The following is a 22,925-nucleotide window of genomic DNA, read 5'->3' as shown; positions in this document are numbered from 1 at the left end:
GATGACTAAAGCTAATTTGAGAATCGCTGAAAACCGCGCTTTTCTCTACTTTCGAAATGAAATCATTCCGGCTTTGATTGGATCAGGCGGCATACGCCTTGACAAGCGCGAAGGTGATCACGCGACGCCGGTGGGAGAATTACCGCTGCGCCGTATTCTCTATCGTGCTGACCGTACGGAAAGGCCGGTTTCCGGCGCCGGCTTGCCTATTGAGCCAATCGCTCCATCAGATGGATGGTGTGATGACGTGGGCTCTCGCGATTACAACCGTCCGGTTACTCTTCCCCACGCCGCCTCATGCGAAAAAATGTGGAGGGAAGACCATGCTTATGATCTCTGCATTGTGATGGGATGGAACGATCTCAAACCCGATTCGGGGCGTGGATCAGCAATTTTCCTGCATCTGCCGACTGTGACGGGGTTTACGGAAGGGTGCATTGCTTTACAGGAACGCGATCTTCGCCGCGTCCTGGCACAGGGGCTAACCTCGATTATTGTGGAAGCGCCCTAAGACGCTTCCCCATTTCCTTTGGCCTGATCGGTAGGTGGGACCATGGAAATCATAAGATCTCCCGGCATCGGTACGATCGTTGTCGGGTCTTCGGCGGATCGAATAAGGATGGCTGTCCGTCGACTGACGAGGATATCCAGTCGGTTATCATCCGTTCCGAAACCGCCTGCATTTGCGTCTGTTGCAACGCGGGACGTAAAGCGCCACCCCTGTTCGAAAAGAGTATCGAACAGGGTGTAGTTCCACGCAGGTTCTCCAAGAACCTTCCCACGCGAGTCACGAGACAGACCGTGATAGAAATCCAGTCTCGCCACGCCAGGGCTGATCTGGAACACGCGTTCCCGTCCCATGGCTGGAGCCAGATGGCCACAGATCATGCCGTTATAAATACCATCACCTGTCGTCGCGATCAGATAATCAGCAGGACGCTCCTCAAGGGCCTCCTGCCCGTGCTGAGACAAGAGTTCCGTGCGCAGAACCGGAATATCCATCTGCGCTGCCGGCATCAGGGCGCTCGATCTGTTGTCCACCAGAAGGACTGGAATGCCTTCCCGGTGCAGACACGCTGCAAGATCGACAGACCATCCGCTGGCACCCAGAATGGCAATAGCTGGATCGTTTGAAAGGGTGAGTTTCAGCGCTCTTGCAATGGGTCGGAGCGAGAAGCCATGCAGGATCATTGTCACAGCGATGACAGCGAACACGGCTGGCATGATGAGATCGGCAGACTGGTATCCTGTTTCCTTCAGGCGAATACCTGCCGCCCCAGCAACGGCGGCAGCCACGATACCGCGAGGCGCAATCCATCCGACAAAAAGCCGTTCTTTCCACGGCATGCTCGTTCCAAGCGTGGAAAAGAAAATCCCCACAGGTCTGACAACAAACAGCACCACCAATGTCAGCATCAGAATCGGAATGGAAAGATGCTTGAGCACCTCACGATGCAGGTCGGCCGTCAGCAGGATAAACAGAACTGACACCACCAGAACCACCATGGATTCCTTGATGCGGCGAAGTTCTGCGACGCCGGGAATATGAAGGTTGGTCAGCGCCATTCCAAAAATCGTCACCGCGACCAGCCCTGCCCCCTCCATTTCCAGATTGCAGGCTGTGAAGATGACCAGCGCCATGGAAATGAGAACCGGCGTTTTGAGGATTTCCGGCATCATGTCGCGCGTGAAGAGATAGCGGATCAGATAAGCCGGAAGGATGCCTGCCGAGATGGACTCGGTTGCGGCGGCTAGAAGGTCTGGCAGCGTGTGGGTAAAGAAAACGCCGGTATGCAGATCCACATGCAGGAGCATGAGCTGTAAAACTACAGCCGCAAGAATCGCTCCCAACGGATCATTGACGATGGCTTCCCATCGCAGAAATGCGGCCACTTTAGGTTGTAGCTTCGCGCTGCGCAGAAGCGGGAGAACCACCGTCGGTCCTGTCACGACGATAATGGCCCCAAACAGCATGGATGTGCCCCATTCGAGATGGGCAACATAATGCGCAGCGAGTGATCCCAAGACCCAGTTGATGGGCAGCGCAAGCATCGTCAGGCGTGCGACACCTTCTCCGGCTTCCCGAAGCTGGCGAATGTCCAGCGCCATTCCCCCTTCGAACACCACGATCGCCACCAGGAGCGACACAAGCGGACGGAAGACCCATCCCATCGTTTCGGATGGATGGAGAATACCCAGCCCAGGCCCGAACAGCAGTCCTATGGTGAAGAGGAGGACGATCGCTGGGAGGCGAAAGCGCCAGGCGACCCACTGGGCCAGCATTCCGGCCCCGAATGTCAGGGCTATGCCAAGGAAGATATCATACTGCATGTGTAAGAGCGCGTCTGTCCCGTGCTGACTTGGAAACCGGTATCATAACCCGGATCATGGTCCGGGCCTAACCGTCTCACTTTGCAGGGAGTATCTGCGTGTCAGAATCGAAACTGGTCATCCGCCCTGCGCAATCCCTGGATCGAGAGGGGATCTGGCGTGTTCTTGCGCCTGTTCTCAAGGCTGGCGAAACCTATGCCCTTCCGAGGACATGGGGCCGTCGGCAGGCCCTCGGATATTGGATGGCTGTCGAACATCGCGTGTTTGTAGCGGAAAGTCCTGATGGTGAGATCGTCGGAACTTTTTATCTTCAGGATAATCAGTCAGGTGGTGGTCGACATGTTGGGAATGCGGCCTTCGTCGCGTCTCCCGGATATGGTGCTGGTCGTCAAATGGGTGAGTTTGCCCTGAAAGAAGCGCAGGCCCTGGGCTACCGGGCTATGCAGTTCAATTTCGTTGTCAGCACCAATAACCGCGCCATCGCACTCTGGACGCGTCTCGGTTTCCGGGTGGTTGGAACACTTCCTGGTGCCTTCAACCACCCCGAGCGCGGCTATGTGGATGCTCTTGTTATGTGGAAGGAGCTTCTTCCGTCTGAGCAACGGGCTCCAGACGCTGCATGACGCAGGCGAAGAAGCCGTCTGTTCCGTCCCGAAGCGGCGTTAGGGAGAACTGGGCCTTTTCGCGGAGTTCAGCCGGAAGAAGGTCAGGCAGATCTTCCGTCGGAACCCGAACAAAGTCCGTCCGACGCTTCAGGAACGCATCAATCTGCTGGCCATTTTCAGCAGCCAGAAGAGAGCACGTTGCGTAGATCATCCGCCCGCCCGGTTTGACCAAAGATGCTGCACGATCAAGGATTTCGGACTGTTTGATAACAAGTTCCTGAATGTCCTCCGGCGTCAGGCGCAGGCGTGCATCCGGGTTGCGGCGCCAAGTGCCCGTCCCTGAACACGGCGCATCTACCAGAACACGATCGAAGCTCGCAGCACGACGCTTGGCCCATTTATCGCCTGTCACCAGAAGGTGACGTTCAACGTTGTGAACACCTGCCCGACGCAGACGCTTTACCGCACCTTCAAGGCGTTTCTCGTGAACATCGCAGGCAACGATATGGCCCTTGTTTTCCATGGTCATGGCAAGGGCGAGCGTCTTGCCGCCTGCGCCTGCACAGTAATCCAGAACGCGGTTGTCTGGGCGCGCATCAGCCGCTGCTACAACCAGTTGCGATCCTTCATCCTGAATTTCGACCAGACCATCCTTGAAAGCCTGTGCGGCCGTGACGGGCTGACGCCCATCGAGGCGCAGACCCCATGGGGAAAGCTTGGTCGGAACAGCGTTAAGTCCTTCCCGCTTCAACGCGCGTAGAGCGTCTTCCCGCGTGCCTTTCAGAAGGTTCACGCGCAGATCCAGCGTGGGTGTGCCCAGCATGGCTTCCATCTCGTCCGCCATGCGGGAACCAAAGGTCTCGCGGAGCGCGGGCTCGATCCAGTCCGGATATTCCAGGCGGATGGCGATTGGTTGCTTCTGGCTGGAAAGTTCTTTTCCTTCCAGATGCTTGAGGTTGATATCTTCACGTGGCGTCAGAGGGTTCTGGGCATAGCGCTCGCCGCTGAACATCATCCGGACCTGATCCATCGTCGTGCCAGACAGCAGCATGGAGGCTGCGCAGAGCAGGCGTGGAGAAATGTCGCCCTGGCTGCCTTCCAGATGCCAGTGCAACCGTCTCCAGCCACGAAGCACATCCCAGGCCAGTGTGGAAATGGCGCGTCTGTCTCCACCACCAATATAGCGGCGTTCACGGAAGAAAGCGTTGGCAGTAGCGTCTGCGGGACGGCGGGGCGCATTCTGGATCGCACAAAGCAGATCAATGGCGCCGGAAAGGCGAGCTGCGGGGGTCATATCGCCCCCGTAGCCGGTTTGGCCTCTCAAAGCGAGAGGCCAATGCATATGAAATGTCAGTCCCGACGGTAGTTCGGGGCTTCACGCGTGATTGTCACGTCATGAACGTGGCTTTCACGCAGGCCAGCATTTGTGATGCGACGGAACATGGTACGGACCTGAAGATCGGCAACCGTGGCAGATCCGGTGTAGCCCATGCCGGCCTTCAGACCACCAACGAGCTGATGCACAACGGGAGCCATGCCGCCTTTATAAGGAACTTGCCCTTCGATCCCTTCCGGCACAAGCTTCAGCGTGTCACGGACTTCCGCCTGGAAATAACGATCCGCAGAGCCACGCGCCATGGCTCCGAGAGAGCCCATGCCACGATAGGACTTGTAAGCACGTCCCTGATACAGGAACGTCTCGCCCGGGCTCTCATCCGTGCCAGCCAGCAGCGAGCCAACCATCACGACGTCAGCACCGGCACCGATAGCCTTCACGATGTCGCCGGATGTCCGGATGCCACCGTCCGCAATGGCCGGGACGTCAAGCTCATGACAGGCCGCAGCGGTTTCCATAACGGCGGAGAACTGCGGGACGCCTACACCAGCAACAACACGCGTGGTGCAGATGGACCCCGGACCGATACCTACCTTGATGCAGTCGGCGCCGGCTTCAATAAGTGCGCGTGCGGCCTGAGGCGTGGCGACGTTGCCCGCAATGACCTGAAGAGCGGGATGACGCTCTTTAAGGGTCCGGACGGTGTTCAGAACGCCATGTGAGTGACCATGCGCCGTATCTACGACAATGACGTCTACGCCAGCTTCCACAAGAGCCGCAGCGCGGTTCAGTCCGTCTTCGCCGACACCAACAGCGGCAGCACAACGCAGGCGGCCCTGATCGTCCTTGATGGCGAGCGGATGAGTTGTGGCCTTGTCCATATCCTTGACAGTGATCAGGCCGATGCAGCGACCGCCCTCGTCCACAACCAGCAGCTTTTCAATGCGGTGGCGATGCAGCAGTGCGCGGGCTTCTTCTGGCGCAGCGCCGTTCAGAACCGTGACAAGGTTCTCTTTCGTCATCAGATCGCGAACGCGGGTATTCAGATCCGTCGTGAAGCGGACGTCACGATTGGTCAGGATGCCAACAAGGATGCCTGTCCCGTCTTCCACAACGGGCAGACCCGAGACGCCATGGCGGGCCATGATGGCGTTGACGTCTGCCAGTGTCTGATCCGGACCAACAGTGACGGGATTGACCACCATGCCGGATTCAAAGCGCTTGACGCGACGAACCTGCTCGGCCTGCTCTTCGATGGAGAGGTTCTTGTGAATGACGCCCATGCCGCCCTGCTGAGCCATGGCAATGGCCATGCCATCTTCCGTCACCGTATCCATGGCGGAGGACATCAGGGGAATGTTCAGCTCGATGGTGCGTGTAAGGCGTGTACGTGTCGACGTCTGGGCCGGAAGCACGGATGATTCAGCTGGCTCGACGAGAACATCGTCAAATGCCAGTGCTTCGCGAATGCGTGCGCTTAGATCAGTTGTGCAGGAAGGAGATGTCATGCCCGCTGGCCCCCGTTGGTCATGCGTCGTGAGACGCTGAAATCAGAACCGGGAGCCAAAAGGCCCGACCGGCCGTTGGCGGGTCCTCATAGACTAATTTCCCCCTGAAGGGGAAGTCTCTTTTTGCGGTAGATTTTAAGGAATTTTTTGGCTGGGAGACCTGGATTCGAACCAGGGCTGACCGGGTCAGAGCCGGTAGTTCTACCGCTAAACTATCTCCCAAGCGGTGAGTGGGTGTTTACCCATCACGGCTGGGTGACGCAAGGGGGCATTTTCATTTTTTTTAGAAAAACTGATATTTTTCTTGCGGTCAGACGTTTTCCAGTCTCATGCTGCTTATCCAAGGTCCCAAAACGGGCAAATCGGGAGCCTAAACAAGATGATGAGGCAAGGAACGGAGCACAGGCTATCAGGTCAGGCGTCAGTACGGACGTCTAGTACCCGTCAGGCCGGACCGTTCTTTGGCGCCATCGACCTTGGAACAAATAATTGCCGTCTCATGATTGCTGCCGGAACAGCCAATGGTTTCCGTGTGGTTGATAGCTTCAATCGCTCTGTTCGTCTTGGCGAAGGACTGCGTCTGAGTGGCCGTCTGGCGGAAGAGTCCATGACGCGCGCGCTGGATGCTCTGCGGATCTGTGTGGAACGCATGAAGCAATGGCCCCTCTCCCACGTTCGGGCCGTTGCAACGGAGGCCTGCCGCAAGGCGGCGAATGGTCGCGAGTTCCTTGAACGTGTTCAGAGCGAAATCGGCCTGACGATCGATATCATTACTGCCCGCGAAGAAGCCGAGCTGGCTCTTGAAAGCTGCTCTCCGCTTTTCCGTGTGCCGTCTCATGCCCCTGCCCGGGCTGAGCGTGGCGTTCTGTTCGATATTGGCGGTGGTTCAACGGAAGTAGCATGGGTCCGGGTGGATCAGGCTCGTAAGTCCCAGACTCTGATCGGCACGACCAGTATGCCTGTCGGCGTCATTACCCTTCAGGAAATGTTCGGCGAAGGCCACGGGTCTTCTTATGAGGAGATGGTGTCTTACGTTCAGAGCCATCTGGCCGATTTCGAGAATATTCATCGCATCCGAAGGGAAATCACGCAGGGAAATGCCTGCCTGCTGGGAACATCCGGGACAGTGACGACCCTTGCTGGTGTGGCTCTTTCCCTGCCCCGTTATAATCGTGCAGCGATTGATGGTCTTACTTTGCCGGGTAACGTCATGCGCGAAGCCATCAATACGTTGCGCGGGCTTTCGAGAAATCATCTTTCCGCCCATCCATGCGTGGGAGAGGATCGTGTGAAATATGTTCTCCCGGGTTGTGCAATTTTCGAGGCAATTCATCGCGCATGGCCTATAGAAGAGGTCACGATTGCCGATCGGGGGTTGCGTGACGGCATGCTGCTGCGTATGGCCCGCGATTATGGCCAGCGTTTCACACGGGAACGCCGTAGGCCCTATCGTCATGTCACGCCCCGTTCAAGGGGCCCTCTCGGGAATTACGCCACGATATGAAGCCGCCCAGATCCCGCTCCGGTTCTTCTAAAAAGGATACGGGACCCAAGCGCATCCCTGGAAAAGCTCTCAAGAGCGCAGCTGCCCCTGGGGCAGCTGATGCCACACAGGACGCCTCGACATCCCAGACAGCCCGTAACAAGGTCGTCACGCTCCGTACTGCCCGTGGCCGTACTACTGCGCAGCAGCGCTGGCTGAACCGTCAGTTGAATGACCCTTATGTGGCTGCTGCCCGAAAGCAGGGCTGGCGGTCCCGTGCCGCCTTTAAGCTGATCGAAATTGATGACCGCTTTCACATCATCAAGCCGGGTGCGCGCGTCATTGACCTTGGTGCAGCGCCAGGTGGTTGGTCACAGGTGGCCGTCAAGCGTGGTGCAGGGCATATTGCGGGCGTTGACCTCCTGCCCGTCGATCCCGTGAGTGGAGCCGAGATCATTGAAGGTGATTTCACCGATTCTGAGATGCCGGACCGCCTGAAGGAAATTCTTGGCGGCCCTGCTGATCTGGTGATGTCTGATATGGCTCCTAATACAACCGGTCATGCAGCGACCGACCATATGCGCATCATGGGGCTTGCCGAAGGTGCGCTCGACTTTGCCATGCAGGTTCTTGCCGAAGGTGGCAGCTTTGTTGCCAAGGTTTTCCAGGGCGGCTCTGAAAAGCAGATGCTTGATTCCATGAAGCTGGCTTTCGCTTCCGTCAAACACGTCAAGCCGCCTGCTTCCAGAAAAGAATCAAGCGAGTTGTACGTCATCGCTACCGGGTTTCGTCCCAAACGTCTGATCGAAGAAGACTAACCTCCCTTCTGATGAGTGCTTTTCAGAAGCGCTCATCAGTTTGCGCGCTTGACCGGAACATGTTGCGGCTACAGAACGGACAGGATGATCCAGAGCCTGACCGTAATCCTGCTGTACTTGGCCTCCCTGCCCGTCTTCGCGCTTACACTGGCGCGGCAGCCTCACAAGGATTTGCCGCCCTGGGCCATATGCCTGTCACTGGTGGCCACAGAAACATCAACACTCACAATCGTTAGTGTTCCCGGCGTTGCCTTTCTACATGGCTATGTCTTCTTGGGGCTGGCTCTGGGATATTTGTTTGGGCGCATTGCCGTTGCGATATGGTTTCTGCCGCTTCATGAGCGCGGCGCCACATCCATTTATCGGTATGTCGGGCAGCGTTTCGGACATCGTCTTCAGAAGCTTGTCTCCGGCACATTTCTCCTGACACGTCTTCTGGCGGAGGGGGTGCGTCTCTATGCAGGCATGCTTCCTGTCTCCCTCCTGTTTGCGAGTATCGGATACCCCGTCCCTGACTTCGTTTTGCTCATAGGCATCGTCGTGCTGACATTGGCCTACACGTTGGCGGGTGGTCTGAAGGCTGTGGTGTGGTCCGATACGCTCCAGCTTGTTCTTTATCTGGGCGGAAGTGCTGCCTGTGGCATTGTGCTGTTTTACCGCCTTGGTCCTGCGGTTTTCCATGCTGCCCCACTCTTCACATCCGGTCTGCCCGCTTTCACCAACCCGTTTTCGGTAACGGGTGCAGTGGTAGGAGGAGCGATCCTCTCCCTGGCGTCTCACGGGACGGACCAGTTGATGTTACAGCGTTGCCTTGCCGCCAGAACTCTTGGAGGCGCGCGTGCTGCGATGATCGGAAGCGTTTTTGTCGTGGCGCTTCTTTTTGCATTGCTTTCTTTTATAGGCGTTGGACTGCATGTTCTCTGGCCGGAGTATCAGGGCGCGCCAGATGCACTTTTTCCGAAGTTTATTCTGACATTACCGCCAATTCTGCGCGGATTGCTGATCGCGGGTATCTTAGCCGCGACAATGGGATCGCTTTCCAGCGCCATGAATTCCATGGCCGCGGCAACCAGAAGTGACTTCTTTCCTAAAAACACGCTCTCCCTGCGGGCGGCGACATCGTTCTGGGCTGTTTTGCTGGTCGCAACCGCTTTGCTGTTCTCGCACCCGACCGGCTCTGCTGTCGTGTTCGGTCTCTCCATAGCATCTTACAGCTACGGTGCGACGTTAGGCATTTTCCTGCTGGCCATGCTCGCGCATTCTCGGGACGAAGCAAGCGGAATTGCTGGTTTTCTGGTATCTATTGCCGTGTTGGGTCTGTTGGCGATGGTGCGTCTTGATGGGCACCCCATCGCCTTCCCATGGCTGGTTCCAGCGGGTGTTATCGCTGCGTTCGTAGGCGCGACCGTTTTCTCAAAACTGCGGCGGATAGGTTTCCAGAAATAACGCAATGGCCTTCTGGGCCGCTGCTGCGTCTCTTCCAAGTCCCATCAGGGCTGGAATCTGCTTGGGATGTCTCACGAGAGAGCCAAGCAATCCGGGAAGATATATGGCACCATCTTTCAAGCCATCACGAGCAGCAGGCGGCAGATCCCGGTCCGAATCATCGCAGACCACCCTTAGCACAGCAAAGGGCTTGCCTGTCTGGGCAACCGCGCCACTTTCCATATCGACCGCCACGCAACGGGTTTGGCCGTATAGAAGGCTTTTTTCTTCTGCTGTCTCGATAAGGTTGTTGCTGTGCAGAAGACCTCCACGGCGCGCATGATCGGCCCCGAAGCATCTGCTCAAAGCAATGTCTGCGTTGTAGGATTTGTCCTGAACAACGACCCGGTCTGCCACGATGATCGTTCCCGGCACAACGCTGGACGATAGACCCCCGGCACAGCCAAAGGATAACAGCCGGGTTGCACCTGCTTGAACAAGCCGTGCAGCTCCCTCTACTGCGCCAGATGCTGTCGCGTTGCTCAAGGCAATGGGGGCATCAGGGAGGAAGCGGCGAATAATGCGGGCTTCCTGCTTCATTCCAACCAGAACACCGAGCATCAGAAACCGTATTCCACGCGACCCGTGTTGCTGGTGCCCAGATTGCGATATCGGGACAGGGCCTGAAGCGGGAAGAACTGTTTGTAGCCATGATAGCGAAGGTAGAAGACCTTCGGGAAGCCAACGGCGTTATAGGCTTCTTCCTGCCATTCGCCGTTCTCATCCTGCTGGGACATCAGGAAGTTGATACCGCGCTTGACGGCCTCACTGTCCCTGCGACCCACAGCCATGAGGGCCAGAACGGCCCAAGCCGTTTGGGATGGCAGGCTTTCCTTGTAAATACCCGGGGGTGCACCTTCGTAGGTCGCACAATCCTCGCCCCAGCCGCCGTCCGAACGTTGAATATCTTCCAGCCAGTTCACAGCGCGCTTCACCATGGGGTCATCGTACGCAATTCCCGCAATGTTCAGCGCGCACAGAACAGACCATGTGCCGTAGATATAATTCGTCCCCCAGCGTCCAAACCAGCATCCTTCCTTTTCCTGCTCTTTGCGCAGGTATTCCAGCGCCTTGTCGATCACCGGGCGATCTTCCGGATGGCCAAGCTGGCATAGGAAGGAAATGCACCGGGCCGAGACGTCTGCCGTAGGAGGATCAAGGAGTGCGCCATGATCCGAGAACGGAATATGGTTCAGCATCTCAAGGTCATTATCGACGTCGAACGCGCCCCAGCCGCCATTTGTGCTTTGCATCCCGATGATCCATTCACGGGCGCGTTCAATCGCTTCGCGGTTTTCTTCAGGGTCAACACGATGAAGCAGCATGCCGACAACAGCTGTGTCATCCACGTCCGGGTAGTAATCGTTTTCGTACTGAAAAGCCCATCCGCCTGGACGCAAATCCGGCGTGTTGACTGCCCAGTCTCCCTTGACGTCGAGGATCTGACGATCTCTCAGCCACTCGGCACTTTTCTTCAGCTTTGCGAGGGTTTCATCACGCTTTGTCGGATGTGCTCCGGACGCAGCTTCCATCATGGCCAGACCGGACAGCCCTGTATCCCAGACAGGAGACACGCAGGGCTGGCAGTAAATTTCGTCGTCCTTGTGAACCAGAAGATCCTGAATGGACTCCCATGCCGTCACAACACGCGGATCACTATCCGGCACACCCAGGGCACGATACAGCATGACCACATTAGCCATGGCAGGATAGATTGCACCGAGGCCGCCCCGGCTCAGGCGCGGCTCGATAAAGCTGATGGCCGCCTTGAGGGCTTTGTCATGAACTGTCTTGGGGATGAGTGGCAGAACTGGTCGTAACGCCGTATCCAGATGCTTGAACGCGCGACCCCAGATAGAGCGGTAAGGCCCGCGTATCCAGTCTTTGACCTCAGATGGCGGTTTGACGAACAGTTCCTGTATATGAATACCGCGAGGGTTGACGGCCTGAGGCTTCAAAGCCCCCACAGCCAGCATGGGAGCGAGCACCGCGCGGGACCAGTAAGACATGTTCCATACGGAGAAGAACGCCGTCCGCGGGAGCAGCATCAACTCAACCGGCATGACAGGCGTTGCGTCCCAGGGAACTTCCCCAAACAGCGCAAGCTGAATACGAGTAAAGACGTTGGAGCGAGCTGCGCCACCATGGTCCAGAATGGCTTCACGTGCACGACGCATATGCGGCGCGTCAATGCTGTCACCAATGGCCTTCAGGGCAAAATAAGCTTTTACCGTTGCGGAGAGATCAAAGCCGCCACCGAAGTACAGGGGCCAACCACCATGCTCGCCCTGAATGCGACGGAGATAAACGCCAATCTTGTTCTGCTTTTCCTGATCGATCCGATCCAGATAGTGTTCCAGAAGAACGTATTCAGCAGGAATGGTGGCATCGGCTTCAAGCTCGAAAACCCAGTGCCCATCGTCCTTCTGACGTTTGCCAAGGGCTGCATGAGCCCCCTCGATCGCACGAGTGACGTCGTCTCCCTCAATGGGCTTGTGGGAAAGGGTCTCGCTCATGCGGTCTTCTTTTTCGTCTGGATAGATCAACATTATTCAGGTCTTCCGGGACATGCAGCCCTCATCAAGGGGAGTGGTGTTACAGGCATAGCTTCGTGAGTGCGCCTCACGATTCCGTGTGTTTTATGGCTGAACGGAATCCCAGAGCGCTGACTGCTGCCAATCCTGACTGGATTGCCCCTTCAATGGTCGAAGGAAGGCCTGTGTTCGTCCAGTCTCCGGCAAGTGCCAGGTTTGCCGTGTCGGTTTTGGCTGTAGGACGGCGGCGGTTCTGCTCGGGTGTCGCGGCAAACGTAGCCCGCTTCTCACGCAGCAGGCGTGCTGGAGGCATCGCAACAGGCAGGGGGTGAGGCAGAACGGGATCAAGCGCGCGTCTGATTTCAGACCAGATCGTAGCCAGCATTTCGTTGCTGTCGCGGTCGGCGTAGCGATTGGCGGCGCTGACAGTTACGGACAGGACGTCACCCTTCAGGAAGATCCATTCCGAAATACCCCCGACAAGCCCGACAAATCGTGCCTGCGCGACGACGCCCCGTGCTTTGACAGGAGTTGAGAGCTTGAAATGCGCATTCGCGATGCTTTCGAAAGCATCAGGAGCAATAATTTCCGGAAGCAGGCTTTGTGCCACAGGTCCGGGTACAGCCACGATGACATGATCTTCCGGGCCAAGCTCAATTCGCCCTTCTGTGCTTTCGATGGCTGTAACACGCCCTTTTTCACGCTCGATTGCGCTGACCCGCACACCGGTACGGATTTCTCCATGATAGCGCCGCAGGTAGGCAAGAGCCGGGTCCACCAGCGTTTCGGAAAGTCCGATTTCAGGGAACCAGGGGCAGCACGCCATCCCACCTTGCGCCAGAGACTTACGGATCACATTTCCCAGGAGCAGCGCGCTTCCTGTGTGCAGGTCTGTGTTAAGAACCGAAATTGCAAAGGGTTCTAAAAGGCGGCGGCTGAACTGACCCGGTTTGAGGCAGTCTTCAACGACCGTATTGTCATTGGCTTTCAGAAAGCGTCCCAGAGACGAAAGTTCTGAGAGCTTCATGCCAGGCACGCGGCGACCACCGGGAAGTGCCCAGAACGGTATCTTTCCCTTGGATAAACGCAGCGTCCACGCCAGATCGTCCTGCAGATCATAGTAGGGAAAAATTGGAATACCCGGGCCACTCAATGTGTGACGGGCGCCAAGAATATCAAGATAACGAAAGGTCAGACCATTTGCAGACAGGATCAGATGATTGCCGTTATCAATCAGGGCATCGAGTGTCTTGTCATGAAATGAACGTGCTCGTCCCCCACAGGCCGGACCCGCCTCGTAAATCGTGACCTTGGCCTGTGCGGCAAGTTCGACGGCCGCGGAAAGACCCGCCAGGCCGCCACCAATGATATGAACGTGGCTCATGGGCTTATTTCACATATGCCGCCAGAGCGCGGACCGCACGCCAGCCTTTACTGACTTTTGCTACTGCTTCAGGGTTCTTCCACCCTCTTTTTTCCAAAGCATTCAGAACCGGCTCGTAGGATGCTGCCATCATCCGCGCCGGACGCATCGCCTTATGATCACAGTCCTTCATGGCACGGCGTGCCTCCCGGAAATGGTCATGGGCGCGTTTGGCAAGGATGTGGCCTACGCCATCCAGACCATGAGCGTACAGGGCTTCTTTCGGATCGTTTGGAACATTGAAGCGTTCCAGCAGTTCTGACGGCAGGTAGAGACGGCTGCGTTCGGCATCTTCAGCAATATCTCGCAGGATGTTCGTGAGCTGAAGCGCTCTTCCCAAATGCTTCGAGACAAGGTCAGCGGCTGGCGAAGAATCGCCGAACGCCCGGACGGACAACCGGCCAACTGCTGACGCAACGCGATCACAATACAGATCAAGCGTTTTTTCATCTGGTGCGATGATGGGATCACCGCAATCCATGGCCATTCCATCAATGATGGCGTGGAAATCTTCAGCCCGCAGATCGAAACGGAAGATGGTCGCTACAAGCACGCGGTCCAAAGCATCGCGCGTTTCACCCTTATAAAGGCGCTCGATGCGGTCATGCCACTCCTGCAGAGCCTGCAGCGGATCTGCAACGCCCGCATCGCCGTCAGCAATATCGTCTACCTCGCGGCAAAAGGCATAGATTGCGAACATGGCCTGACGTCTTGCTGCTGGCAGAACCTTCATGCCACGGGCAAAAGACGTGCCGGATGCAGTGACGATATGCTCCACATGGTCAAGATCGGCCTGCGCGCAGGGAAGACCGGAAGAAGCACGTGCCCTGCTGAAAACCATGTCTGTCCCCTGTCCTGTTTCAGAAATGCTGCGTTCTAACGCCAAACGGGCCTGTCACAAAGTCGGCTCGAACGGAATGGGATGCCATACGTTCCTATGATGCCAAAAGGCAACACCCTTCCACCAGGAGGTCCCATGAAGTTCAGTCTCTTTCTTGCCATCATCGCTGCCTGTTCGAGTTTTTCTGTGGCTCGAGCAGAATCGTCGTCAGCCAAAGCTCATGCCGATCATCTTCTGAAAGCCACGCATTCATGGAACGGCGTAGCCTACGCGCCCTATACGACGTCCCAGCCGGAGCTCAGCATGATTCGCCTGACGATCCCGGCCCATACGGCCCTACCCTGGCATAAGCATCCGTTTCCGAATGCGGGATATGTTCTGCAGGGCTCCCTGACAATTCAGGACAAGGAAAGTGGGAAAAGTCAGACGTTTCATCAGGGAGAAGCTTTCGCAGAATCCGTGAATGATGTTCATCGCGGCGTGTCAGGAAATGAACCGACCATTCTTCTGCTGACGTATGCTGGTGCAGAAGGAGAACCTACGTCTGTTCCGGTGGACAAACAAAATCCTGAATATTGAAACTGGAACTCAATTGGCCCTTTGACAGAAAGATCGTTTCGTTTCTAATATGTTTTCAGACATTCTAGGAGCGTGAACCGAGCATGACCGACCGCCTGTCCTCTGAAGCAAAAGATGATCTCCTTTCACGCGGTTACTCCCGTCGTAGTCTGGGCCGCGTAGCTGCACTTCTGAGTGCAGGCATGGCGGTACGGTCTATCGTTGGGCGCGCTGAGGCCTCCCCTCTCACGGCGCTGCCGCCTGGCGATGTGACCAAGATGGTCCGTATTGGCAGCAATGAGTGTTGGACCGGCCCTTTCCCGGCTGCTGCCAAAGCTGGTGCTGCTGCGGTTTTCGAAGGAAACCGCTACGACCCTACGGGTCATACGCGCGAAGATCTGATCAGCACGGCTGCCAAGATTGATAATATTCCAGAAAACTGCATTTTGCCTTGGGGCGGGTCTTCTGATCCACTCTGTCGTACGATTGTGACGTTCTGTTCTCCGACCCGTGGCCTTGTGACGGCTGATCCGAGCTACGAAGCGGGCTGGGTCGCGTCTGAATGGCTCAAGATTCCGCTTAAAAAAGTGCCTCTGGATGCGTCAAACGGTTATAAAACCGACGTAAAGGCGATGCTGAAGGCGGATCCGAACGCTGGCGTTTATTATATCTGTTCGCCCAACAATCCGACCGGTACACTGACGCCGCTGGAAGATATTCGTTGGCTGGTCGCGAACAAGCCGAAAGACTCCATCGTTCTTGTCGATGAAGCTTATATCCACTTCTCCAATGCTCCGAGCGCTGTTGCGCTTGTTGCCGAAGGGCGGGATGTTGTCGTTCTGCGAACATTCTCGAAAATGTTCGCAATGGCTGGCCTGCGCCTCGGCTTCAGTATGGCTCCCCCTGCCCTTCATGAAAAAATGATGCGCTATGATGGTGTGAACCAGACGCATATGCTGCCGATTCCAGCGGTTGTCTGTGGCACGAAGAGCCTCACCATGAAGGCCGATATTGATGCCCGTCGCCGTGAGATGATTGCGGCCCGTGCCATGACCTACGACCATCTTCAGAAGAAGGGAATCAGCTTTATCCCGTCTGATGCGAATATGTTCGTTATTGACTGGAAGCGGCCCGCCGGGCCGATCAAGGATGCATTCCTGAAGGAAAACATCATTATCGGGCGCTCCTGGCCGATCTGGCCGAACGCATCCCGCATCACGGTTGGCTCGATGAGTGAAATGAAGAAGTTCTGTGCGGCACTGGACCGCATCATCGGCTGATAGTTCAAACGGGAGGCTCTCTGGCCTCCCGTTTTTTATTCAGTGTGTTGGCCAGTAGCGCATTGCCAGAAGCAGGGCTTTTGCCCCGTCAGCTTTTGTAAGAGCAACCCGTTCGGCCACAGGGTCCTGACGACGCAGTCGCTTTGCCAGAATATGCGACAGTTCCACAATGACAGCAGCCTCCAGTCGCATCCGTCGATCTCGGATCAGCATTGGAAGACCGCGTGCTTCGCGATTCAGTGCATCCACCCCATCAAGCATCCTGTCGAAAACCCGTCTCAGCCCGGGCTTGCTGCGCACCAGCCTCAGGTCATCAATGGTAACGCCTTCTTCCTTAAGCCAGGGCAGCGGAATGTAGCAGCGGTCCAGAACCTGAAGATCTTTTGCTGCATCTTGCAGGTGATTAATCACCTGAAGCGCTGAACACAGAGCATCTGAAGGTGCAAGCGTTTCGTGCCCTTCTGCGTGAAGCAGCAATAAGAACCGACCGACAGGATTGGCGGAATACCGGCAGTAATGCAGGAGTTCCTGCCAGCTTTCGTATCTTGTTTTTTCTGCATCCATGCAGAACGCTTCAAGAAGATCTGTCGCTGTTTCCAGGGGGACGCCCGTCTTGATAAGAACCTCTCTCAGCTTCACCGCCGTTTGAGCGTCAGCTCGCTGCGGAGCCTGTAGTTCTCCCCTGATGACGGCAGCCATCCCACGCAGCCGGGCAATTTTCTGCTGCGGGGTTAGCTCGGATGTATCCACCATGTCATCCGCCACGCGGGCGAAATTGTAATAGGTATGAACATACGGGCGGAGATGGCGGGAAATCAGCAAAGAACCAACGGGGAAATTCTCGTCGGTTTTGCCTTTGTCAGAGGTGACGTCTTTCGTCCCCCAGATGTCTTCTGTCACGATGCCTCATCCGTATAGGAGCGATTTTTCCAGCGTACGCCAACGCCCCTGTGATGGTCGATCGCCGAGCCGATGGTTGCGGCCATATAGAAGGCGGCAATCAGCGGCAGCGGCAACGCGCGCCATAAGGGAAGTCCGAACCGTCGCAGGGTTGGAAGAAATGTAGCGCAGGACAGGAGATAGGTCAGTAGTGCAACCTTTCTCGTACGCCCTTTCCCAAAAACGGTCAGTCCGATCGGAAGGAGCCAGATCAGCGTCATTCCGAAAATGGTCACAAGAAGCAGGAGCGGCGACTGCCGGAGTTGGACGTAAGCCGTCCGGGCGATCATTTCCCAGATGTCTTTCGCGCCACGATATGGTCGAACCGACCATGCGAGCGCGCTGTGGCCCAGGTAGAGGCGGCCGCCGGAGCGTTTGACATGCGCTGCAAGGGTGCAATCGTCGATGAGTGCTCCCCGGATAGCCTCAATGCCACCAATCCGCTCCAGTGCGCGCCGGCGAAGCAGAATGGTCCCTCCTGCTGCGCCTGCGATTTTGGATCGCTCGTTTGCCGTCCATGCAAAAGGGTACAGCATGGCGAAGAAATAGACGAAGGCCGGAACCAGAAAGCGCTCTGCAGAACTCTCACAATTCAGAGCCACCATTTCGGAAACAAGATCCAGATCGTCTGCACGGGCCTTGGCGAGAAGCGTCGAAAGATGCTTCGGCGCATGCATGATGTCTGCGTCGGTTAGCAGGATGTATCCGTAAGGCCCAATGTGGTCCAATGCCTCCTGCGCGCCCTGATTGACAGCCCAGAGCTTGCCACTCCACCCGGCAGGACGCGAAGCACCGGTCAGGACGGTGAGACGTTTGTGTGGGTTAGGCAGGGCGCGGGCCAGATCGCCTGTTCCATCTGTGCTGTTATCATCTACCAGGATGACCGACAGTTTCCCGTCATAATCCTGTTCAAGTAGCGACGTCAGGCACGCTTCAATCGACGCGGCTTCATCGCGCGCGGGCACGACGATTGCGACATCAGGGGCACAGGGCGGAGCGGTGGAAGGTTTGAGAACCGGTCCGCCCTGCCAGAATTTTCCATGGAAGAGCGTCAGGTAGATCCAGGCGCCAAGGCTGGTGAGTGCACTTCCATAGAGCATTATTTCATCCGTCCATGCAGACGGAACCACGAAATGGCGTCCGCTATGGCGTCCCTTGCAGGCCGGGGGGCATAGCCAAGTTCCCTCTGTGCTTTCAGCGAAGAGAAAAACATCAGCTTCCGAGACATGGCGAGTGTTTCACGGGTGACACGCGGCTCAATGCCAAATCCACGGGCCAACCATTCGGACACGACAGCCACCGGATAAAGCCACGACTGCCTGAGCTTGATGCGGGGCGGTTTGACGCAGGCAATCTCGCTCGTGAGGCGGAAAAGATCCCCCAGCATCATGTTCTCCCCGCCGAGAATATATTTCTCGCCGATCTTGCCGCGTTCAAGCGCCAGAACATGCCCTTCGGCAACGTCATCAACATGCACGATGTTGAGGCCTGTCTCCACATAGGCTGGCATCCGACCGGATGCACAATCGAGGATCATCTGACCTGTGGGTGTTGGCTTAATGTCGCGCGGACCAATCGGCGTCGAGGGATTGACGATGATTGCAGGAAGTCCCTTTTCACGAACCAGCTTCAGAACTTCCTGTTCTGCCCGGTACTTTGAAAGCTTGTAGGTCCCGATAACGGTGCTTTCCGTGACGTAGGTTTCTTCGTCTGCCGGCGTACCGTCCTTGTTGAGCCCAAGGGCCGCAACGGAAGAGCAGTACACGATCTTCTCTACGCCGGCCTCCAGGGCAGCCAGCATGAGGTTCCGCGTCCCCTCCACATTGGCTTTCATCATCACTGCGGGGTCCGGAACCCAGAGTCGGTAATCAGCCGCTACGTGGAAAAGAATTTTTACGCCTTTAAGCGCTGCCGGAAGAGTCGAGGGATCGGAAAGATCTCCGATGGCAAGTTCCGCGTCGAGCTCTGTAATGTTGGATCGGTCCGAGTTTTCCCGAATAAACAGACGCAGGCGGTGCCCACGTTCCCGGAGCACGCGGGCAACAGCAGAACCGACGAACCCGGTAGCCCCTGTAACGAGTGTGACATCGTTCATGGTGGCAATCTTCTCCTTGGTTCATCAGCAACAGGTTGAAATTTTTCGCGTACCTTACTGCTGCTGGCTTTCGGGGGAAAGCGTCTGCAAGACTGGAATATTGGAGAACTGTGGGTTAGAGCGTGTTGCAAACGGCATGTGACGAAGACGTTGAAAAAAACTCTCCCCATTATCCTCTCCCTTCTGGGCGTGGCTCTCTTCACATTCATTGCAGCCAAAGCAGGCGTTCATCCTGTTATGGAAGCTCTTGGAAAAGTCGGTATCGGAGGGTTCTTCCTTCTGGTCATGGCTCAACTCGTGGTGGACATTGGACTCGGTATCGCCTGGAAGGCTTCCGTTCCCCAGATCGGTCTCCTGAGACTGATTGGCGCGCGTCTGGTGCGAGATGCAGCCGGGGCCTGCCTGCCCTTTTCCCAGCTTGGTGGAATGGTGCTCGGTGTTCGGGCCACTCTCGCAGGGCGCCGTGCTCAGGCGGTGGATGGGGAAGATCTGCACTGGCCTGAAGGCGTGGCGTCCAATCTGGTAGATATCACCACCGAGGTTCTTGGGCAGATTGCGTTCATTCTGGTTTCAATCCTCTGCCTTGTCGGTCATCAGGGAGCTGCGCGGTTTATCTGGCCACTGATGGGTGGCATGGTTCTTCTGTCGCTCGGGATCGCAGGGTTTATCTGGACCCAGCATCGTGGCGGGTCGATGGTTCGTAAGGCTGCGATGTTCTTCGGGCGTCATATTGCGGCTGACTGGCGCGAAAGCCTGATTGGAAACACCGATATTTTTCAGGCCCGTCTGGAAGCTCTGTGGAGCCGCCCGGACCGGATCATGCTGGGAGCATTGTCACATTTCCTCTGCTGGATCGCAGGCGCTTTGCTGACATGGATCGCGCTTATTCTTCTGGGAGCGCATGTCGGATTCCTGTCAGCGCTCGCTATTGAAGGCGTCGTGTGCGGGATCATGTCAGCGGGATTTCTTGTCCCTGCGGCCCTGGGTGTGCAGGAAGCAGCCTATGTCGCTCTTGGTCTGATCTTCGGAATTGATTCACAGATTTCTTTGAGTCTGTCTCTACTGCGTCGTGGAAGGGATATTCTGATAGGTATTCCTGTCCTTCTCGGCTGGCAGTTTGTTGAAATGAGCCGTCTCCGCAAGGAAAGCGGCACTTCTACCGCTTCTTCAGAGAAGACTGTGACATCCGTTTTGAAGACAACAACATCCGTCATGGCCGCAAGTAGCAAGAAAGACGGCTCGTCTCCTCGTGAAGCCGAAGATAAGGACGCCGCCGCATTTGCGACGTCGCCGCGTATTCTTTGATGGCCCTTTTCAGATCTCTTGCCGTTGTTGGTCCCGGACTGATTGGATCTTCTGTCCTGCGTCGTGCGCGCGAAACAGGTCTTCTGGCAGACACGTTGATTGCAGCGGACATTAACCCAGCAGTGCTGGAGCGTGTCCGAGACCTGAAGATAGCGGATGTTGTAACAGACAGCATGGCTGTGGCGGCTCAGGCCGAATGCGTCATGATCTGCGTGCCGGTTGGCGCGGTTGAAGCGACGGCGCGTGCTATCCTTCCCTACATGAAGCTGGGTTCTATTTTAACAGATGTAGCCTCGGTTCGGGGGCAGCTTGGCCCTACGATTCAGGCCCTTCTGCCAGAAGGCGTTGCATATGTACCCGGCCATCCAATGGCGGGTACCGAGCACTCTGGACCGGATGCAGGTTTCTCGACGCTGTTTGAAAACCGCTGGTCCCTGCTCGTACCGCCAGATGGCGCAGATGAGAAAGCTGTGCAGAAGGTCCAGCAGCTTTGGGAGCTGTGCGGCGCCAGAACCAAAATCCTGTCTGACGACAAGCATGATCGTATTTGCGCCATGGTAAGCCACCTGCCTCACCTTCTGGCGTTTACCATTTGCGACACGGCCGATAATCTTTCCGAAGAAATCCGTGCTGCTGTTCTTGATTATGCAGCTTCAGGGTTTCGGGATTTCACACGTATTGCTGCCTCGGACCCGGTGATGTGGCGGGACATTTTCATCGCCAATAAGGATGTTCTTTTGGAGACCCTTGATCGCTTTGTGGCAGATGCTCAAGGCATGGCGCAGGCAATCCGGGAAAGCGATGAAGCTGCTATTACAACCCGTATTGAACGGGGACGCAGGATCAGACGAACACTGATTGAGAATCGTCAGGCCTGATGGTTGGATTTTCTTCCATCCAGCAACGGGCTGGATGGAAGAAATATTTGAAAATCAGGCTGTTATGATGCGAAGCGTATTTGTGCTTCCGGCAACGCCGTAAGGCAGGCCAGCCAGAACAATAACATGATCGCCAGGTCGGCAAAGCTGCATAGAACATGCCATGGCCGCAGTAGGCTCTGCCAGTTCTTCAATGCTCTGGGCGATATGCTCTTTCTCCACAACTCGTGGAAACACACCCCAAACAACGCAAAGCCGCCGTGCGACTTCCTGATGAGGTGTGACAGCCAGAATGGGGCAATGGGGCCGCTCGCGGGCCATGCGGAGTGCGCCACCGCCACCCTGTGTCCGGACACCGATGGTCTTTGCGCTCAGAGCCGTACTGACCTGCCAGGCCGCCTGAACAATAGCGTTCTGAACGGTCCCCTCGGGCTTTGGACGGGCACGGTCCATACGGAGGCGCCACTCGACGTCCTGCTCCACGCGAGACGCGATGCGAGCCATGATGGAAACGGCTTCAATCGGGTATTTACCCGCTGCGCTTTCAGCCGAAAGCATGACAGCATCAGCCCCATCATAAACCGCGTTGGAAACGTCTGAAACCTCAGCGCGTGTTGGTGTCGGGCTTTCGATCATGCTTTCAAGCATCTGCGTTGCCACGATCACAGGACGGCACTGACGGCGTGCTTCGGTAATCGCACGCTTCTGGGCAACGGGAACTTCCTCTGGCGGGAGTTCTACACCGAGATCACCACGTGCCACCATGATGGCATCAGACAGGCGCACGATGCGCTCTAGATCTTCCATCGCCTGCGGTTTTTCAAGCTTCGTGACGATCGCTGCACGACCCTTGGCGATTTCGCGAGCTTCTTCGACGTCTTCAGGACGCTGCACGAAGGAAAGCGCTATGAAATCCACACCCAGCGAGAGCGCAAAGTCGAAGTCCTTGCGATCCTTTTCGGTCAGCGCAGGAATTGGCAGCGTGACGTCAGGAACATTGACGCCTTTGCGCTCGGAGAGCTTGCCACCAATAACAACTTCCGTTTCAAGCGCACCATTGAGAACATTAACGACACGCAGCTTGAGTTTGCCGTCGTCGAGGAGAAGATGGCTTCCGGGCTTTGCTGCCGAAATAATTTCCGGATGTGGGAGGCAGACACGATCGACATTGCCCGGGGTTTTATCCAGATCAAGCCGGAAAGGCTTTCCTTCTTCAAGGATGACCGGGCCGTTCTCGAATACGCCAACACGCAGTTTCGGTCCCTGAAGATCAGCCAGAATAGCGAGAGGGCGTCCCACTTTCGTTTCTGCCGCACGGATCGCTGCATGACGTTCGCCATGATCTTCGTGAGCACCATGAGAGAAGTTCAGGCGGAAAACGTTTACCCCGGCCTCAGCCAGAGACAGGATCATCTCGGGCGAGGATGAGGCCGGACCAAGAGTTGCGACGATCCGCGTACGACGATGATGGGAGCTGGATGTCATGGAGTGGCGTCCTCGCTAGGA

At 56.5% G+C, this 22,925-nt stretch carries 20 protein-coding genes and 1 tRNA gene; 9 read left to right on the top strand and 12 right to left on the bottom strand.

The genetic code is table 11. The features are described from left to right. Position 1 precedes the first annotated feature (1 nt). Complete coding sequence (locus tag GJA01_RS04950; protein WP_062504319.1) at positions 2-511, top strand: L,D-transpeptidase family protein; 510 nt, start codon at positions 2-4, stop codon at positions 509-511. On the opposite strand, the gene GJA01_RS04945 is transcribed toward GJA01_RS04950, so the two are convergent. After that, positions 508-2,331, bottom strand: coding sequence for a cation:proton antiporter (locus tag GJA01_RS04945; RefSeq protein ID WP_062504317.1), 1,824 nt, complete (start codon positions 2,329-2,331; stop codon positions 508-510). The two genes, GJA01_RS04950 and GJA01_RS04945, sit on opposite strands and share 4 nt — an antisense overlap. A 98-nt stretch (positions 2,332-2,429) precedes the next feature. Between GJA01_RS04945 and GJA01_RS04940 the strand changes: the two genes are divergently transcribed. Beyond that, positions 2,430-2,954 (top strand): GNAT family N-acetyltransferase, encoded by a 525-nt coding sequence (locus GJA01_RS04940; RefSeq protein ID WP_082785276.1) that lies wholly within the window; start codon positions 2,430-2,432, stop codon positions 2,952-2,954. On the opposite strand, the gene GJA01_RS04935 is transcribed toward GJA01_RS04940, so the two are convergent. The 3 genes from GJA01_RS04935 to GJA01_RS04925 form a co-directional block, all read right to left on the bottom strand. Further along, complete coding sequence (locus GJA01_RS04935) at positions 2,902-4,230, bottom strand: RsmB/NOP family class I SAM-dependent RNA methyltransferase (protein ID WP_062025175.1); 1,329 nt, start codon at positions 4,228-4,230, stop codon at positions 2,902-2,904. The genes GJA01_RS04940 and GJA01_RS04935 overlap by 53 nt on opposite strands. Positions 4,231-4,286: 56 nt before the next feature. Continuing rightward, complete coding sequence (guaB, locus tag GJA01_RS04930) at positions 4,287-5,780, bottom strand: IMP dehydrogenase (RefSeq protein WP_062504315.1); 1,494 nt, start codon at positions 5,778-5,780, stop codon at positions 4,287-4,289. A 148-nt stretch (positions 5,781-5,928) separates the two neighbouring features. Next, positions 5,929-6,002 (bottom strand) — tRNA-Gln (locus GJA01_RS04925). Between the two features lie 157 nt (positions 6,003-6,159). Here GJA01_RS04925 and GJA01_RS04920 point away from each other — a divergent pair. The 3 genes from GJA01_RS04920 (at position 6,160) to GJA01_RS04910 (ending at position 9,527) form a co-directional block, all read left to right on the top strand. Beyond that, positions 6,160-7,284: a Ppx/GppA phosphatase family protein gene (locus GJA01_RS04920; protein WP_062504313.1), complete on the top strand. Its 1,125-nt coding sequence runs from the start codon at positions 6,160-6,162 to the stop codon at positions 7,282-7,284. Beyond that, positions 7,281-8,081, top strand: a complete 801-nt coding sequence (locus GJA01_RS04915; protein WP_062504311.1) for an RlmE family RNA methyltransferase — start codon at positions 7,281-7,283, stop codon at positions 8,079-8,081. The genes GJA01_RS04920 and GJA01_RS04915 overlap by 4 nt, the downstream gene beginning before the upstream one ends. Before the next feature lie 84 nt (positions 8,082-8,165). Next, positions 8,166-9,527, top strand: a complete 1,362-nt coding sequence (locus GJA01_RS04910) for a sodium:solute symporter family transporter (protein ID WP_062504309.1) — start codon at positions 8,166-8,168, stop codon at positions 9,525-9,527. Here the strand turns inward: GJA01_RS04910 and GJA01_RS04905 are convergent. From GJA01_RS04905 to hpnD, 4 genes are all read right to left on the bottom strand, one after another. Then, on the bottom strand, positions 9,495-10,127 hold the full coding sequence (locus GJA01_RS04905; RefSeq protein WP_062504305.1) for a nucleoside phosphorylase-I family protein: 633 nt from the start codon (positions 10,125-10,127) through the stop codon (positions 9,495-9,497). The two genes, GJA01_RS04910 and GJA01_RS04905, sit on opposite strands and share 33 nt — an antisense overlap. Next, a complete protein-coding gene (gene shc, locus GJA01_RS04900; protein WP_062504426.1) occupies positions 10,127-12,082 on the bottom strand; it encodes a squalene--hopene cyclase in 1,956 nt (651 codons plus the stop codon). The genes GJA01_RS04905 and shc overlap by 1 nt, the downstream gene beginning before the upstream one ends. 106 nt (positions 12,083-12,188) lie before the next feature. Next, positions 12,189-13,484: a hydroxysqualene dehydroxylase HpnE gene (hpnE, locus tag GJA01_RS04895; protein WP_062504304.1), complete on the bottom strand. Its 1,296-nt coding sequence runs from the start codon at positions 13,482-13,484 to the stop codon at positions 12,189-12,191. A gap of 4 nt (positions 13,485-13,488) precedes the next feature. Beyond that, a complete protein-coding gene (hpnD, locus tag GJA01_RS04890; protein WP_010501804.1) occupies positions 13,489-14,364 on the bottom strand; it encodes a presqualene diphosphate synthase HpnD in 876 nt (291 codons plus the stop codon). 135 nt (positions 14,365-14,499) lie between these two features. On the opposite strand from hpnD, the gene GJA01_RS04885 reads away from it, so the two are divergent. After that, the gene (locus GJA01_RS04885) at positions 14,500-14,943 is read left to right on the top strand and encodes a cupin domain-containing protein (RefSeq protein WP_062504302.1); all 444 of its coding nucleotides are present in this window, start codon (positions 14,500-14,502) and stop codon (positions 14,941-14,943) included. Between the two features lie 83 nt (positions 14,944-15,026). Then, positions 15,027-16,202 (top strand): pyridoxal phosphate-dependent aminotransferase, encoded by a 1,176-nt coding sequence (locus GJA01_RS04880; protein WP_062025162.1) that lies wholly within the window; start codon positions 15,027-15,029, stop codon positions 16,200-16,202. 39 nt (positions 16,203-16,241) lie between these two features. Here GJA01_RS04880 and hpnC read toward each other — a convergent pair whose 3' ends face one another. Genes hpnC through hpnA form a run of 3 tightly spaced genes read right to left on the bottom strand, consistent with a single transcriptional unit; the run spans position 16,242 to position 19,236 of the window. After that, positions 16,242-17,102, bottom strand: coding sequence for a squalene synthase HpnC (gene hpnC / locus GJA01_RS04875; protein WP_062025160.1), 861 nt, complete (start codon positions 17,100-17,102; stop codon positions 16,242-16,244). Next, positions 17,099-18,241 carry a glycosyltransferase gene (locus tag GJA01_RS04870; RefSeq protein WP_062504300.1) on the bottom strand — a complete coding sequence of 381 codons (1,143 nt, stop codon included), beginning with the start codon at positions 18,239-18,241 and terminating at the stop codon, positions 17,099-17,101. Before GJA01_RS04870 ends, hpnC begins: the two co-directional genes overlap by 4 nt. Continuing rightward, complete coding sequence (gene hpnA / locus GJA01_RS04865) at positions 18,241-19,236, bottom strand: hopanoid-associated sugar epimerase (RefSeq protein ID WP_062504294.1); 996 nt, start codon at positions 19,234-19,236, stop codon at positions 18,241-18,243. Before hpnA ends, GJA01_RS04870 begins: the two co-directional genes overlap by 1 nt. A gap of 138 nt (positions 19,237-19,374) precedes the next feature. On the opposite strand from hpnA, the gene GJA01_RS04860 reads away from it, so the two are divergent. Further along, complete coding sequence (locus GJA01_RS04860; protein ID WP_062504292.1) at positions 19,375-20,541, top strand: lysylphosphatidylglycerol synthase domain-containing protein; 1,167 nt, start codon at positions 19,375-19,377, stop codon at positions 20,539-20,541. Further along, positions 20,541-21,419: a prephenate dehydrogenase/arogenate dehydrogenase family protein gene (locus GJA01_RS04855; protein ID WP_062504424.1), complete on the top strand. Its 879-nt coding sequence runs from the start codon at positions 20,541-20,543 to the stop codon at positions 21,417-21,419. The genes GJA01_RS04860 and GJA01_RS04855 overlap by 1 nt, the downstream gene beginning before the upstream one ends. Before the next feature lie 54 nt (positions 21,420-21,473). Here the strand turns inward: GJA01_RS04855 and pyk are convergent, their stop codons facing one another. Next, positions 21,474-22,904, bottom strand: a complete 1,431-nt coding sequence (gene pyk, locus GJA01_RS04850) for a pyruvate kinase (RefSeq protein WP_010501813.1) — start codon at positions 22,902-22,904, stop codon at positions 21,474-21,476. Positions 22,905-22,925 lie beyond the last annotated feature (21 nt).

The organism is Gluconobacter japonicus (assembly GCF_002723975.1).
Classification (GTDB): domain Bacteria; phylum Pseudomonadota; class Alphaproteobacteria; order Acetobacterales; family Acetobacteraceae; genus Gluconobacter; species Gluconobacter japonicus.
The sequence above is the reverse complement of the archived record's forward strand: the minus strand, read 5'-3'. Positions and strand labels throughout refer to the sequence as shown.